Origin of the sequence: Yersinia sp. 1252 StPb PI (assembly GCF_048593885.1) — a bacterium.
GTDB classification, from domain to species: domain Bacteria; phylum Pseudomonadota; class Gammaproteobacteria; order Enterobacterales; family Enterobacteriaceae; genus Yersinia; species Yersinia enterocolitica_E.
Genome location: NZ_JAZGQE010000115.1, coordinates 1 through 15,803 on the forward strand (window position 1 = coordinate 1; position 15,803 = coordinate 15,803).

A 15,803-nucleotide genomic window follows, 5' to 3' on the forward strand; every position below is an offset into this window, starting at 1 on the left:
CTTTCACCTTTGGTTTTATCAATTAATCATGAAATTCTTAAGCTAAGATAGCTTAGGTTTAGAAAGCTGTATATCAGTTGTTTTCAATATATTGATTATTTTTGGTCAGACGAGAGAACAACGATACTATTGCAGTATCATGACATTAGCGATATGTGATAGGCGTAATGACGTAGGAATGATTTAATTAGCGGTAGTAGATTAGTAGGTAAGCTGACATTAAATTAGCATAATAGTGAGTGATTACTGGCAAAGTGTTGGGGAATAATCGCCACAGGGAAAGTGAATGTAATAAGAATCCGCCTGGCCTGCGGACTCTTATTATTAGTTTATTCCTATCGACTGCTGTTCTTTATACCAAGACCCATGCCAACCATACCAAAGCAAATCCGGTTAGCCCCATCAGCGTCGTCAATACTGTCCAGGTTTTTAATCCATCAGCGACGGAAAGCCCCAGATAACGTGTTACCACCCAAAATCCAGCATCATTAACATGGGATAACCCCAAGCCACCAAAACACGCCGAAAGGGTCACCAATACTAACTGCATGCTATCAAGCCCGGTAACCGCTTGAGTCAGCAAACCACTGGTAGTCAGGATTGCTACGGTAGCCGAGCCTTGAGAAGCACGTAACGCCAGCGAGAGCAGAAAAGCCGCGGGAATTAAAGGCAAGTGGATAGCTTCCAGTGAAACCGCCAATGCTTTGCCAACACCAGACTCAACCAGAACCTTACCAAAAGCGCCACCAGCGCCAGCTACCATAATGACCGCCGCCGACGTTGGAATAGCATCCCCCATAATCTGTTCTATTTTGTCCTTGCCCCAGCCACGGCGAATACCCAACAGATAGGTTGCTAACCCCAGAGCAATTAACAATGCAATGGCGGGCGTACCGATAAGCACGATAACTTCTCGCAGCAAGCTCTCTTCAGGCAACTCGGTGGCAGCCAACGAACCTAGCATGATCAAGGCGATGGGAATAATGATAAGTGAAGCAATTAACCCCGCCCCCGGGATTCGGTCGCGAATATCTTTCGCCGGTTCAGCAGCAATCCCGGTTTCAGGTTTTGCCAACTGCAACTGCTCCAATACGTCAATTGAAAGCGCATAGTTACGGCGATTCATACTCTTCGCGACCCAATACCCTATCAGCCCGACCGGAATAGAGATAAGGATGCCAATCATCATTAGCCGCCCCATATCCGCACCCAATAGCCCAGCCGCCGCCGCTGCTCCCGGATGAGTTGGCAAGGCCACATGTACTGTTAGCATGACCCCGGCCATAGGCAGGCCAAATTTAATGGGTGATACTTTAGCAACTTTAGCGAAACCATAAATAAGCGGGATAACAATGATAAAGCCAACTTCAAAAAATACCGGGATCCCCAAAATAAAGGCAGTCAGGGTTAATGCCATGACCGTGCGCTTGATCCCCAATGAGCCAGTAAATCGTTGAGCCAGAGATTCCGCACCACCGGAGGCTTCAATCAGCCCTCCCAGCATTGACCCAAGCACAATAATTATGGTTATCGAACCAAGCAATCCGCCCATACCGGACATAATCACTTTCATGATATTACTGACCGGAATACCTGTTGCTATTGCAACCAACAAACTGACAACCAATAGCGCAACAAAGGGATGGACCTTGGCTTTAATGACCAATATTAATAAAAGTAAAACGCTGGCAACAGCAATAGTCAGCAGTAGGGAGGTAGACATTATTTAAACCTCGATAACAAAAAATATTACATGGGTTGTTTGTTATGTGCTTATTGGCACTTTTCTATTAATTTTATTCTGAGCCACACCCGCCTAATGCGAGTAGCGAAGAAATAGCGCGCGGCCGCCAAACGACGTCACGATGTTTTCTCGACTCTGTAATTATTATTACTGTGATTCAAACAACCCGGTGAAGTGTTCGATACCAGCAGCTATGATTGGTAAGGTTTTATCCAGCCTAAGCCTGCCATCGTATTAGCCCGTGGTTGATACTCGCAACCAACCCAGCCGCTATAGTTAATACTATCGAGTAGATCGAATAAGTACGGGTAGTTAATCTCCCCTTCATCTGGTTCATGACGATTCGGCACCGAGGCAATTTGAATATGGCCATAGCGCCCAGCTAAAGAGGTAATTAACTGACTGAGGTTGCCATCCACTATTTGCGCATGGAAGAGATCCAATTGGGTAAATACATTAGGGCGGTCGATAACATTAGCCAGTTCCAAGGTCTGATACTGACTGGAAAAAAGATAATTAGGTTTTATTTTCGGGTTTAACGCCTCAATCATTACCTTAATATTATGTTCGGCAAAGCGGTCAGCCGCATAGCGAATATTTTCAACAAATGTCTGCTGATAAGCTGCACGATCGGCCCCCACTGGCACCACACCGGCCATCACATGGACTGACGGGCACCCCAGCACTAATGCATACTCCAACGCCAAATCAATATCGCGGCGCGCCTCTTGCTCCCGGCCGGGTAGTGCCGTCAGCCCCCATTCACCGCTACTGGTATTTCCAGGTGCGGTATTAAACAGCACTTGCTGCAAGCTGTTTTCTGCCAGTATCTGTGCAAGGAGTGCCGCCGGATAGTCGTAAGGGAATAGAAACTCCACCGCACTGAAACCGGCATCTTTGGCCGCCTTAAAGCGATCCAGGAAAGGAACCTCGGTAAACATCATTGATAAATTAGCCGCAAACTTAGGCATCTTTAACTCCTTAACTCTGCAATTTCGTCATCAGTCAAATAGCGAATAGGTCGGTCACCCAGCGTAAATATCAGACGAGCGGTTTCCTCTAGCTCCTCCATATTATCAGCGGCTTCCCGTAGGCTTTTACCCACCACAACCGGGCCATGATTTGCCAGCAGGAAAGCACGATAATGGGGTGCCAGCTTTGCCAACGCCTCACCCAACCGCGCATCACCTGGACGATAATATGGCACCACCGGGACATCGCCGACCCGCATCACCACATAAGGTGTAAAGGGCTTGATGGCATTACGGCTATCCAACCCTTGTAAGCAGGAAAGCGCTGTCAGATAGAGGCAATGGAGGTGAACAACCGCTTCACACGCAGGGTTATTAAGATAGATTGCGCGATGAAAACTGACCTCTTTTGACGGTTTATCACCTGAGATCCATTCACCTTCCAAACTGACTTTTGATAACCGTTCCGCATGCAGTTCACCCAGACAGGAACCTGTTGGTGTGGCCAATAATGTGCCATCAACCAGTTTCATTGACAGATTTCCCGCTGAGCCGGTGGCGTAGCCCCGTTGGAAAAAGGACGCGCCTAACTTAACCATCTCTTCCCGCGCTTGCTGCTCATTCATACTGCGAACTCCGTTTGTGCTCTGGCAAAAAAGTTTTCGTCACCAAAATTACCTGACTTCAACGCCAGTGAAACCGGATGATCTGTGGATTTTACCCAAGGTACTCCCGGTGAGATTGCCGGGCCGATATGGAAAGCTTGAATACCCAGTGACTGCGCAACAATCCCTGAGGTTTCGCCACCCGCCACGATAAAACGCTGGAAGCCAAGTTGTTGTAAACGGTGTGCAATGGTACCGAACAGCCGCTCTACCGCCTCACTACTGGCAGCCGCCCCCCACTGCTGCTGAATTTTTTGTAACACCTCGGGTTCAGCGGTGGCATACAGTAACGGTGCCAACGGACCGCCCGCATTTTCCATTACCCATGCGCATAACTCTTCAGCATAAGATTCAGGTTCATTTAGGCAACGGGCGATATCTATCGATTGGCTAGGCGCTTGTGGTGCATAACGAGCCACTTGACGGTTGGTCATCGCCGAGCATGACCCCGACAGCACTACACACAGTTTGCCTTGTGGTGCACCAGCAGATGTGGCTTGCGGCTGATGGGACTCATCACAAGCCCATTGCCGTGCCAGACCGATGGCCAAGCCGGATCCCCGGTCACCAGTACCATGTCGCGTACTGCTTCACCCTGCGTGAGCAAGTGACTCTCATTTAAGCTATCCAGCACCACATAACGTATGCCCTCTTCCTTCAGGCGAGTGAGCTGTGATCTCACGGCCTGAACCCCTTGGTCCATCACTGTACTGTTGATTAATCCACTGCGACCGCGCGCTTGTGCGTCCATCAGCCGCAAGAGATTGCTGTCTGTCATCGGCGTCACTGGGTGATTGCGCATCCCCGACTCCGCCAGCAGTTGCCCCATCACAAACAGGTAGCCCTGATATACCGTCCTTCCATTCACTGGTAGCGCCGGAGAGATGATGGTTTGTTGTTGACCCAGTGCATCCAGTAATGCATCAGTGACCGGGCCAATATTGCCTTGCGCGGTGCTGTCGAAGGTTGAGCAGTATTTGAAGTAGAATTGTTGGCAGCCCTGCGTTTGTAACCATGCCAGGGCCGCCAGTGAGTCCGCCACCGCAGTTGCCGTTGGGCAAGATCGTGATTTCAGGCTGACCACTGCCGCATCGGCATTCACATGATAATCGGCATCAGGCACACCATTGATTTGCACCGTCGACATGCCATTTTCCACCAGAAAACTGGCAATATCGGTCGCACCGGTAAAATCATCCGCAATTACACCGAGTCGCATCAGATATTCTCCTGTTTTTCCGGCAAGGTAATACCACTGAAAATCTTGATTACCGCGCTGTCATCCTGCTGACCAAAACCGGCGTTACTGGCTGAAGTAAACATGTTGAAGGCGGTTGATGCCAATGGCAGAGGAAAGTGCAGCGCTTTGGCGGTATCGGTCACCAGCCCTAAATCTTTTACAAAAATATCTACCGCCGATTTGGGCGAATAATCACCATCCACGACATGGCGCATACGGTTTTCAAACATCCACGAGTTACCCGCGGCATGGGTGACAACTTCATACATCGTATCCAACGGGATCCCCGCGCGCGCGGCCAGTGCCATCGCTTCGGCACCGGCAGCAATATGGACCCCGGCTAACAACTGGTGGATAATTTTCACGGTTGCGCCCAGGCCAATTTCATCACCGATGCGATAAACCTGCCCGGCTACCGCGTCTAATACTGGCTGTAACTTTTCGAAGGCAGCACTGCTACCGGAGGCCATTACCGTCATTTCACCCGCAGCAGCTTTCACTGCGCCGCCCGATACTGGCGCATCCAACATAATGAGGTTATGTGCCAACAGCCCTTGCTCGATCAATTTGGCATCCTGGGCTGAGATAGTTGACGACACCATAACGGCAGTACCGGGCCTTAATTTGGCCGCCAACCCCTGCTCGCCCAATAGAATCTGTTTTACTTGAGCAGCATTCACCACCAGCACCACAACGGCATCCAATTTATTGGCAAAATCATCCGCGCTGACTTGGGCGCTTATCGCGCCATTTTTTCGTAAGGTTTCCAGTGCCAGCGGATTAAGATCAACGCCGTAGGTCTGTAGCCCGGCTTTAATACAAGACTGTGCGGCCCCCATTCCCATAGAGCCTAGCCCGATAACGCATACTGATAGTGTTTCTGCGTGAGTCATATTCTCTCCGTGTTAATTTTGGTGATAATTTGATTTCTTATGTTAAGCATAGCCGGAGGTAAAGGCTGTTATCGTGAGTTAAATCACAATAATTAACACAAAAAAATCATTAAATCACATCATTTCACATTTACCCATTCAGTAGCTCAACCCTGCATTCAGCAGCAAAATTAATCAATTAGCTATTTTTACCGCCTTTTTTTACCCGCAACATCACCCATCTCACCGCGGTGCGTAACATTTACGTTAAAAAATGAGAAAGAAATTTTCACTCTTGACGTATAATCACATTAATTACCATCCTATAGCCCGCAAGTGGGTGAATTTGGCGAGGAGTTAACGTGATACCGGTTGAACGTCACCAACAGATACTGGCACTGGTTGCCGAACGTGGAGTGGTTAGCATTGCTGAACTGACTGATCGTTTAGGCGTATCACACATGACTATTCGCCGTGACGTGCAGAAGCTGGAAGAGCAAGGCGCGGTGTTATCAGTGTCAGGTGGGGTGCGCTCCACTGAGCGGCTGGCCGCAGAACCCTCGCATCTGGATAAGACACTGATGTATAGCAGCCAGAAAAATGCCATTGGCATGTCAGCCGCACTGCATATCCCACGTAATAGCTGTATTTATCTTGATGCGGGAACAACGACACTGGCACTGGCGCGCCAATTGGAAGCCAGGGATGATTTATTGGTGGTAACTAATGACTTCGTCATCGCCAACTTTCTGATTGAATCCTGCCAATGCAGAATGATTCACTCCGGCGGCACACTGTGTCGTGAAAACCGCTCATGTGTCGGTGAGGCAGCAGCCCGCGCCCTACGAAACTTGTCCATCGATATCGCTTTTATTTCCGCATCCTGCTGGGGATTGCGGGGTATCTCTACGCCAGACGAAGATAAGGTGGTGGTCAAACGAGCAGTCTGTGAAGTCAGCAGTAAGCGCGTGCTACTGGCTGATGCGTCAAAATACGGCAAAATAGCCACCTATCTGGCATTACCGTTAGCTGATTTTGATGTGGTTATCACTGATAGTAGTTTATCGGCAGCGGCCCATGACGAGTTGGCCGATAAAGAGATTGAATTGATCATCGCCTCCGCCCCCCGCCTGGCAAATTGATGATAAAACCGCTTGTAGCGGTTCCTTGCGCGGCAAATGGGACAACCGCCTGACAGCATTCAGTTTGAATAATTATATAAATCGTTATGTAGTTAAAGTAATTCTAAGTCTTAGCATCCTAATAAATAAACGGCGTAAACTATAGGGTAATTGAGTTTACCCGTTTATTTAGCTTACCGCTGATTCACCCACCCTCATTACCTCAATCTAGCGGTCGATGCATCACACTGGTCAGTGTCTCTGGAGCATGACATGAACAACGCAACAACGGCAGCAAAGCAAAAAGTGCCGTTACGGCTCAGCACCACGATTACCTTGATGGTTTCTGGGGTCATTGTCTCGGTGCTGTTGGTGGTTCACACCCTGTTCTTTATTCAGCTCAGTCAAATGGCACAGGATAGTTTGCAAGACAAGGCCGTTGCCGTAGCACGCACATTATCGTTCTCGCCCACGATTATTAACGGATTGAGTGACCCGGCTGCCGGACGGCAGATTCAGGCTTATGCCAGTGAAGTTCAGAAAGCCAATGGCCTGTTGTTCATCGTGGTTACCGATATGAAAGGCATCCGTTATTCACACCCTAATCCTGAAATGATCGGGCAACACTTTATCGGTAATGATCTGCAACCCGCGCTTGAGGGGAAAGAGAACAGTGCGATAAACCGTGGCGTCCTTGAGCGAGCATTACGTATTTTTATTCCGGTCTATGAGCCGCACGGCAAACAGCTAGGGGTGGTCGCTATTGGTATCTCACTGACCAGTATCGATTCGGTAGTGAGCGAAACTCGCTGGACCATTCCCTGGACCATATTATTCGGAGCTCTGATTGGCTCCTTGGGCACCTGGTTTTTAGTCAAAGCGCTTAAACGAATTATGCTAGGTTTCGAGCCGTATGAAATATCTAATTTATTCGAACAGCGTAACGCCATGTTGCAATCCATTAAGGAAGGCGTCATTGCGGTTGATGCCAACTCACGCATTACCGTCGTTAACCATGAAGCAAAGCGCTTATTTAAACAAAGTGGGCCGATGGAGAACTTATTATTAAGTAATGCCAGCAAATATTGGCCGGTGCGCTTGTACTTACAGCAAGTATTGGAAACGGGCATCGCTCGCCGTGATGAAGAGATAAACTTTAATGGCAGCATATTACTGACCAACACCGTTCCGGTAATAGTAAAAGGCGATATTATCGGTGCCATCGCCACCTTCCGCGATAAAACTGAAGTGAGCCAACTGATGCAACGCTTGACCGGTATGGTGCACTATGCCGACGCGTTGCGGGCGCAGTCACATGAATTTATGAATAAACTTCATGTCATTTTGGGTCTGTTGCATATGAAGTATTATCAGCAACTTGAAGATTACATCGTTAAAACCTCCAATAATTATCAGGCAGAAATTGGATCGCTGCTGCGTAAAGTAAAATCGCCGGTGATAGCCGGTTTCCTGTTGGGGAAAATTAACCGTGCGCGCGATTTGGGGATAACCTTATCCATCAGTGACGAGAGCCTGCTCCCCGATACCGATAATGAGCAAGTGACCACCACTTTGATTACGGTGTTGGGTAATCTAATCGAGAATGCCATGGACGCCATTGGTAGCCTGAGTCAACGGGAGATCAATGTCAGCTTCCACTATCAAAATGGCCGGATACATTGTGTTGTCAGCGATGATGGGCCGGGTATCGCATCAGAATTGCAAAGCCGTATTTTTGATAATGGATTTTCCACTAAAGGAAATGAACACGGTATCGGTTTGAGCCTGGTGCGTCAGAGTTTAGAGAGTATTGGTGGCAATATAGAATTTGATTCTGAAGCGGGCGTTTTTACCCAGTTCTTTATCAGCCTTCCTTACGACATCACACCGAGTGACATTCCTTCAAACAACATCAGCGCGGTAAATCATGATTAATGTATTGATAGTAGATGATGATGCAATGGTAGCTGAGCTGAACAAGTGCTATCTGAGCCAAGTGGCGGGCTTTAACTGCTGCGGTACGGTGTCCAGTTTACAGCAAGCCAGAGAGCATTTGATGACAACAGAACACCCCATTGACCTGGTGTTATTGGATGTTTTTATGCGCCAAGACAATGGCTTGGATTTGCTGCCAGTGTTGCGTGAATTCAGCGAACATACTGACGTGATTGTTATTTCATCTGCTACCGATGTGAATACCATCAAGAAAGCGCTGCAATACGGCGTAGTGGACTATTTAATTAAACCCTTCCAGTTTTCGCGTTTCGAAGAGGCACTCTCCACTTACCGGGAAAAACAGAGTTTGCTGGGGCAACGTGAATATTGTGCTCAGGAAGATGTCGACTCATTACTGCGGCGTAGCAATGCGACGCCAGCTGAGCGCAAAAAACTACCCAAGGGGCTGACAGCACAAACACTGCGCACGGTGTGTGAATGGATTCAGGAAATGCAGGATGGGGAATTTTCAACCGAACAGATGGCCAACGCCATTGGTATTTCACGGGTTTCTTGTCGCAAATATTTGATTTACCTTTCTGATACCGAAGTTTTAAGCACTAAGGTACTTTACGGTGCGACCGGTCGGCCAGTTTATCTCTACAAGTTGCTACCCAGTCAGCAAGAAGTATTAAAGCAGTATTGCCAGTAATGAGCCGCACTGCCTCGAAGCTATTTTTATCAATCAGCACGCACCAAAACTGTCCTGATAAAAAACCAGCGGCATCCGCTCAGGGATGCCGCTGATGACCTCAGTCTTATCGGGCTGTTATTTACATAATCCAACCCAACAGTAACGTAGCCCCAATGACGGTGGACGCACCGCCGATACGGGTTGCTATCTGGGCAAATGGCATCAGTGACATCCGGTTCGAGGCAGAGAGAATAGCAACATCACCGGTGCCACCTAGCCCGCTGTGGCAACTGGTGACGATCGACGCTTCAACCGGATACATATTCAGATAGGGCGCGATAATAAAACTGACCGCGGCCATCGACAACACCACCGCACCACACACCACCACATAACCGACAGAGAATACGGCGACGACACTTTCCAGTGGAACATACAGCATCCCCAATCCTATCATCAGCGGCCATACCAGTGTGGTGGAGACGAATTTATACCAACTGTGCGCACCTTGTTCCATTTTCGACGGAATAACCTGCGCATATTTACACATCACCGCAATCAAAATCATCAGCACCGGGCCGGGAATGTGGACAATCTTTTCAAATAAGCCCCCGACAATAAAGAAAGCACAGGTCATTAATAACCCACCGCCCATCAGTTGGAAATCGGCTTGCTTTGGCCCTTCCTGGGCGGTGAATACCGCATTATCTTGTGCCGAGCGAATTAACATCCCCTCGCCATTGAGATCCTTGCGACGCAGACCAATACGCGCCAGCACCCCGGCACAAATAATAGCGAAAATATTCCCCACCACCGCAGCCGGTGCCAGTTGAGCCACATACACATCAGGAGCCTGACCAAGGATAGCCGAGTAAGCCAACGACAATGGCAAGATGCCCTCACCAATACCGCCACCGATGATAGGTACAATAATAAAGAAGAAGGTGTGATAGAGAGTAAAACCAAATAATTTACCCACCAGCAAACCCGTAACCACCGCCGTAATGGTTCCCACCACTAGCGGGACAAACATCCGGGTCATTCCCTGAATAAGCACCACGCGGTTCATCCCAAGAATACTGCCGACCACCAGACTGGCGATAACAAAATAGAGTAAGTTCGCCTCTTTCATCAGCAAATGGACAGTATCCAAGGTGTTGGTTTGGAAAATACCGAAATAAACCAAAACCGAGGGTACCATTAAACACAAAATTGCTGGCCCACCGATATCTTTCAACACCGGTATGTGGCGGCCGATATGTGATAAAACAAAACCCATTGTCATGATTACAGCCAGCCCGCCAATCATATTTTTGGGTAAATAACTGGCATAAGCCGAAATGAATACAATGGCTGAAATAGTCATAAATAATGCCATTGGCATAGTATTTATGTTCATCTGATTTATGTGTGCAATAACTCTCTTGATTGCAGATTTCCCCGACATGTCAATCTGTTCGACGGGGGTAAGCACGACATCCTGATTTATTTTTTTCATTTTAGACCTACTATTGGGTAGCACCTAAGGAACGGGAGGTAACGGATCTAATGCTTTAGCCGGTTATAGTGATTTGATATTTGTTTTGACAGATGTTTCTCAATGAGGCATCGACCAACCTGGCACTTAAAAATCATTATTGATGTTAAAAACAACACAAAAAAAATTCAAATGTGAATATAGAATGGCAAACTACCACTCTATTTAAAATAAAAAAACAGTTAAGGTGAGACGATGTATTGTATTTGCGAGGATATCGTCAAGTTTATTTTAATTAACTTAACTTGGTGTTTTGTAATTAAATAATCTGAAGGATGTGAGATTTGTCTGTTATACTTTTTTGTCGCTGACAGACAAACCCATACTGAAATACCGCCGGTTGTTATTTGGTGCTACTCGTCATCTATTGACGAGCCTGCAATACGAACTAAATGAATGATTAAGTACAACATTTCATCATTTGAGAGAGTAATACTGAGCAGATTTTTGATGTATTCACCGATTAACATACTGCAACGGTGCTCCCCAGGGTACTCGCGGATCATTTGTTCAAAAATAAAGTCATCTTTGGTTTCTATCTGGTTACTTTCAATCATACGCTGGATAAAAAATTGCATATGTGTCAAAAAGCGTTGGTAATTTAGCGAATCTTGATCAATTACAACATTAAAATGGTATTTGATAATATTAAATATGTCTTTCAACATCTTAACTGAGAGCAGTGTACTTTCCATACTCTGAATATCAGTTTGACCATTAACCAAGTGGAAAGCTATATTTCCCGCTTCCTCTTCAGGCAACTGAATATTGAGTTTCTCATTTAAGTATTTAACTGCTTGTTGCGCAATAGAAAATTCATGCGGATAAAATCTTTTTACTTCGTATAACAATCTATTTTGGATTGAAATCCCTTTGTGAAAACGTTCGATGGCAAAGGTAATATGGTCCGTTAGAGTAAAAAATAGCTGTTCACTAAGCTTTCCCTTCAGGCTGGCATTAGCGTCACTCATAATATTCTGCACCAAAGATATATATTCTTCTGGCGTATTTTCGATCAACCTAACATATTCTCTACTGGTTTGATTTTTTTGTACCACATAGACTTTTTCTATTTTCCCAGCATCAATCGCATCACCAATTTTGCTATTAAATCCAATACCTTTCCCCATAACAATAACTTCATTATTGTTGGCATCGACAGATAAGACCAGGCTGTTATTCAATACTTTAATGACATCCATTTTTCTAGCCACCTCTGTCTTTGCGCCGCAATGACTTTATATCATGATTAGCCCGGTCTACCGGGCTGTCTAGTATGCCAACTGTTCATCTGCCGTGGGCGGTTCTCTGCCGCCCAGAATATCAAACTACGGTCAAAGATACTGACCATTTGAGGCAATGACTTGTTGATACCAGGTAAAACTGGCTTTTTTTATACGCCTTAGGTCGAGTAAATCATGTTCATTCCGATTGACATAAATAAAGCCATAGCGCTTACCATAGCCCTGATGCGTGCTGACAACATCAATAACAGACCACGGGCAGTAGCCCATTAGCTCTACGCCATCGCTGATAGCCAACTGCATTTGCTCTATATGTTTACGCAGAAAATCAATACGATAGTCATCGTTAATCTGATCGTCGCTTTGCAGCGAATCCGGTGCGCCAATACCATTTTCGCTAATCAGGATGGGCAGATGGTAGCGCTCATACGTCTTACGTAACGTGAGACGTAACCCAATGGGGTCGACCACCCAGCCATAGCGGGTTTTATCCACAAACGGATTTTCTGCTGCGCGATACACGCCCGGTTCACCCAACATGATCTGCTGATCTCCGGCACGGGCCGTGATATCTGAGGCATCGCCCCGACTGGCAGCAATAGTCGCCGTCGAATAATAGTTAATTGCGACAAAATCCGGCCGCCCTTGTGACAAGATTTCACTGTCACCACTTTCCACCGTGGGCGCTAATCCACGATCCTGCAAATAACGCCACGCCAACGCATTGTAACGACCATACACCGCCACATCGAGAAAACTCCAGCAGCGTAATGTTTCCCAGTTATGGGCTGCGATAGCATCTTGTGGTGCACAGGTTTCCTGATACATCGATGTGGTATTTATCGCCGGACCAATTTTACCTTCCGGGCACATTTGATGACACAACGCCATCACCTGCGCCTGTGCCAACATCATATGGTGACTCTGCTGATATAAGGATTTTTTATCCGGTAATTGACCATCGGGCGGAGTACCAATTGCCCCAGGATGGAGGATCATGGTGTTCTGCTCATTAATCGTCAGCCAATATTTTACTTTGCTACCAAAATGGCTAAAGAGCACTTTGGCGTATTCAACAAAGGCGTCAATCGTGGCGCGATGCCCCCACCCACCCTGCTGCTCCAGACAATAGGGCAAATCAAAATGGTAAAGTGTGACAACTGGCTCTATGCCGTAATGATTAAGTTCATCAATCAAATTCTGATAAAACGCGATCCCCGCAGGATTAACCGCCCCCGAACCATCAGGGATAATGCGGGTCCAGGCGACAGAAAATCGGTATGCCTTTAAGCCTAATTCGGCAAATAACTTAACGTCTTCTTTATAGTGATGGTAGTGGTCACTGGCGATTTTAAAATCTGCCGTCCCTGTTGGGTGCTGGCACATATCAATGATCGATGGACTTTTACCGTCTTCATCCCAGGCACCTTCAACCTGATAGGCAGAGGTGGAACCGCCCCAGAGGAATCCTGCTGGGAAGTTCTGTAATTGTTGATAAATCATAACCGCCCCCTAACCACGTGCACCCAGAGTAATAATCGGCTCACCAAACTGAGTTGGCCCGCTAGCTGCACTGCTAACCTGCGAATACGCATCACTGTTTACAATCAATACCGGTGTGACGATATCGTAGCCTGCCTGAGTAATGGCGCTGATATCAAAACTCACCAGTAGGTCGCCCACCATGACACGATCCCCCACTTGCAGCGTCGAACTGAAGTACTGACCATTTAAGTTGACGGTATCAATACCGATATGAATCAAAACCTCAGCCCCGTCGTCTGATTTAATTCCGACAGCATGTTTACTGGGTAAGAACGTCATAATTTCACCTGTTACTGGGGCGCGCATTTCCCCCACATCAGGGATAATAGCCACCCCCTGTCCCAACAATCCCAGAGAAAACACATCATCGTTAACCTGACCTAATGGGATTAATTTTCCGCTTAATGGGCTACTTATGACTGCCGCCTGAGCCGCTGTCCCCGGAGTTCTCGCCACGGAGGCAGGCAAGGGAACGTTATCACTTTCATCAACTTGCGCTTGTTCATCTACCGGGTCTTCAAAGCCCAATACCCAGGTCAGGGCGAAAGTGACCACAATAGCAATCACGCAGGTTATTAATGCGTGCACAATGTTCATTGGGTTTTCGCCAATAAACGCCGGTAATGCAGCCAGCCCTGGTGATACAAAGGCGTAACGCACCACACCACTTAACCCCGCATAAACACCGGCGCAGCCCCCACCGATCATTGCCGCCACCAGCGGGCGTTTCAGCTTCAGGGTCACGCCATATAATGACGGCTCGGTTATTCCCAAAAGTGCAGTGAAGCCTGCTGAAGATGCCAGTTGTTTCAAGTTCTTATTCTTCGTTTTGAAGGCGACACAGAGTGTCGCCGCCCCCTGAGCAATATTGGATGCCAACATACCCGGGCCATTGATCATCTCATAGCCTTGCTTAGTCAATTGCATGGTTGCAATCGGGGTCATGGCCCAAGCCGTGCCCGTAATAACCAAGAAGGGTTGCAGCGCCCCCATTAGCATGGGAATAAGCCAACTGGCTTTCGTGTTTATAATGGCAGCACCACTGCCCACCATATCATTAAGAAAGATACCAAATGGCCCGATCACGACTAATGCCAAAGGAGCAGTAATCAATAATATAATCATTGGCTTGGTAAAAAATTTAATCATCGAGGGCGAAATTCGCTCGGCAAAGCGCTCGACATAAGACATCAACCAAACGGTAAAGATAATCGGTAATACCGAACCGGCATAATCAGCCAATCTAACCTGAATACCGATAAAGCTAACTGCGTCACCTTTTACCAACATTTGTGCCAAATTCGGGTGTAACAGTGCCCCGGCAATCGTCATTGCCAAAATAGGATTACATTCAAACTTAATCGCGGCACCATATGCCAGCAGAACCGGCAGGAAAAAGAATGCCGCATCCGCAATGGTATCGAGCAGCTGATAAGTGGTACTGCTAGCTGTAATCACACCGGTGAGTTTCAAAATTGCCAGCAACGCCTTAATCATCCCGGCTCCGGTAATAGCCGGAATGACAGGGGTAAAGGTGGTAGAAATCACACTGATTATCTGGCTGAAAATACCATTTTTGGTTTTATTTTTATTGCCCTGCTTCTCTGGTGTTGGCGCACTGCCAATTTCTTTCAATATCGTCCGATAGGTTTGCTGCACGTTGTTGCCGACAACTATTTGAAACTGGCCTCCTCGCTCGACCACACTGATCACACCCTCCAGTTTTTCAATCTGTTTAGCATCAACTTTAGTGTCATCGTTAAACTCAAAACGCAAGCGGGTGGCGCAATGTGTTAACTTACTGACATTATGCTTCCCCCCGATCAACGCTAAGATCTTCAATCCTAACTGCTGGTAATCCATCGCTATTCCCCTGAATTTATCACTTAAAAAAAAACAAAAAAAAAGACCAAAACAAAAATGCACCCGCGGACGGGGGACACTTTTATTTTGGTCTTGCCTGCTTTACCAGTAACACGCCTCAATAAAATTATGGCAATAAATATAACTATTGCGCTATCAGTATCATCATTGAAGGTGAGAGAATGCAATATCATTCTCGGAAAACTGTGTGTTAGATCTCATATGGCATCTTACGCAGTACGCTTTATGCACAGCACTAAGTCGAGGCGATTCGAATAAGAGTTTCTGCAACTTACCTATTAGATTGAGTCACGTTAATACAACGATCTAATTGCTTAATAAATATCATCGTAAATATTAACTGCGCTACAC

11 protein-coding genes and 1 pseudogene are annotated in these 15,803 nt (G+C 46.9%); 3 read left to right on the forward strand and 9 right to left on the reverse strand.

The features are described 5' to 3' along the window. Positions 1-352: 352 nt before the first annotated feature. The 5 genes and pseudogenes from V2A85_RS15815 to ltnD form a co-directional block, all read right to left on the reverse strand. Positions 353-1,723, reverse strand: a complete 1,371-nt coding sequence (locus V2A85_RS15815) for a GntP family transporter (protein ID WP_083159085.1) — start codon at positions 1,721-1,723, stop codon at positions 353-355. 212 nt (positions 1,724-1,935) lie between these two features. Further along, positions 1,936-2,715 carry a 2-oxo-tetronate isomerase gene (gene otnI / locus V2A85_RS15820; protein ID WP_372558834.1) on the reverse strand — a complete coding sequence of 260 codons (780 nt, stop codon included), beginning with the start codon at positions 2,713-2,715 and terminating at the stop codon, positions 1,936-1,938. A 2-nt stretch (positions 2,716-2,717) separates the two neighbouring features. After that, entirely contained in the window at positions 2,718-3,341 is a 624-nt protein-coding gene (locus V2A85_RS15825) for an aldolase (protein WP_420071799.1), read from the reverse strand. After that, positions 3,338-4,599, reverse strand: a pseudogene (gene otnK, locus V2A85_RS15830) (3-oxo-tetronate kinase). The gene V2A85_RS15825 and the pseudogene otnK overlap by 4 nt, the downstream one beginning before the upstream one ends. After that, positions 4,599-5,513 (reverse strand): L-threonate dehydrogenase, encoded by a 915-nt coding sequence (gene ltnD / locus V2A85_RS15835; protein WP_372558831.1) that lies wholly within the window; start codon positions 5,511-5,513, stop codon positions 4,599-4,601. Before ltnD ends, otnK begins: the two are co-directional and overlap by 1 nt. A 341-nt stretch (positions 5,514-5,854) precedes the next feature. Here ltnD and ygbI point away from each other — a divergent pair, with 341 nt between their 5' ends. The 3 genes from ygbI (at position 5,855) to dcuR (ending at position 9,260) form a co-directional block, all read left to right on the forward strand. Then, positions 5,855-6,634, forward strand: a complete 780-nt coding sequence (gene ygbI / locus V2A85_RS15840) for a DNA-binding transcriptional repressor YgbI (RefSeq protein WP_372558830.1) — start codon at positions 5,855-5,857, stop codon at positions 6,632-6,634. 252 nt (positions 6,635-6,886) lie between these two features. Continuing rightward, the gene (locus V2A85_RS15845; RefSeq protein ID WP_420071800.1) at positions 6,887-8,548 is read left to right on the forward strand and encodes a sensor histidine kinase; all 1,662 of its coding nucleotides are present in this window, start codon (positions 6,887-6,889) and stop codon (positions 8,546-8,548) included. Next, positions 8,541-9,260, forward strand: a complete 720-nt coding sequence (gene dcuR, locus V2A85_RS15850; protein ID WP_372558828.1) for a two-component system response regulator DcuR — start codon at positions 8,541-8,543, stop codon at positions 9,258-9,260. Before V2A85_RS15845 ends, dcuR begins: the two co-directional genes overlap by 8 nt. Positions 9,261-9,381: 121 nt before the next feature. On the opposite strand, the gene V2A85_RS15855 is transcribed toward dcuR, so the two are convergent. The 4 genes from V2A85_RS15855 to V2A85_RS15870 form a co-directional block, all read right to left on the reverse strand. Beyond that, entirely contained in the window at positions 9,382-10,740 is a 1,359-nt protein-coding gene (locus tag V2A85_RS15855) for a 2-hydroxycarboxylate transporter family protein (RefSeq protein ID WP_420071801.1), read from the reverse strand. A gap of 392 nt (positions 10,741-11,132) precedes the next feature. Beyond that, positions 11,133-11,981, reverse strand: coding sequence for a BglG family transcription antiterminator LicT (licT, locus tag V2A85_RS15860; RefSeq protein WP_420071802.1), 849 nt, complete (start codon positions 11,979-11,981; stop codon positions 11,133-11,135). Between the two features lie 132 nt (positions 11,982-12,113). Then, on the reverse strand, positions 12,114-13,526 hold the full coding sequence (locus tag V2A85_RS15865) for a glycoside hydrolase family 1 protein (RefSeq protein WP_372558825.1): 1,413 nt from the start codon (positions 13,524-13,526) through the stop codon (positions 12,114-12,116). A 9-nt stretch (positions 13,527-13,535) separates the two neighbouring features. Continuing rightward, positions 13,536-15,431, reverse strand: a complete 1,896-nt coding sequence (locus V2A85_RS15870; protein WP_420071803.1) for a beta-glucoside-specific PTS transporter subunit IIABC — start codon at positions 15,429-15,431, stop codon at positions 13,536-13,538. Positions 15,432-15,803 lie beyond the last annotated feature (372 nt).

Excerpts from the sequence above, each read along its gene's own strand:
- V2A85_RS15815 (WP_083159085.1), bottom strand. The coding sequence starts at position 1,723 with ATGTCTACCTCCCTACTGCTGACTATTGCTGTTGCCAGCGTTTTACTT.
- otnI (WP_372558834.1), bottom strand. The coding sequence starts at position 2,715 with ATGCCTAAGTTTGCGGCTAATTTATCAATGATGTTTACCGAGGTTCCT.
- V2A85_RS15825 (WP_420071799.1), bottom strand. The coding sequence starts at position 3,341 with ATGAATGAGCAGCAAGCGCGGGAAGAGATGGTTAAGTTAGGCGCGTCC.
- ltnD (WP_372558831.1), bottom strand. The coding sequence starts at position 5,513 with ATGACTCACGCAGAAACACTATCAGTATGCGTTATCGGGCTAGGCTCT.
- V2A85_RS15845 (WP_420071800.1), top strand. The coding sequence starts at position 6,887 with ATGAACAACGCAACAACGGCAGCAAAGCAAAAAGTGCCGTTACGGCTC.
- dcuR (WP_372558828.1), top strand. The coding sequence starts at position 8,541 with ATGATTAATGTATTGATAGTAGATGATGATGCAATGGTAGCTGAGCTG.
- V2A85_RS15855 (WP_420071801.1), bottom strand. The coding sequence starts at position 10,740 with ATGAAAAAAATAAATCAGGATGTCGTGCTTACCCCCGTCGAACAGATT.
- licT (WP_420071802.1), bottom strand. The coding sequence starts at position 11,981 with ATGGATGTCATTAAAGTATTGAATAACAGCCTGGTCTTATCTGTCGAT.
- V2A85_RS15865 (WP_372558825.1), bottom strand. The coding sequence starts at position 13,526 with ATGATTTATCAACAATTACAGAACTTCCCAGCAGGATTCCTCTGGGGC.
- V2A85_RS15870 (WP_420071803.1), bottom strand. The coding sequence starts at position 15,431 with ATGGATTACCAGCAGTTAGGATTGAAGATCTTAGCGTTGATCGGGGGG.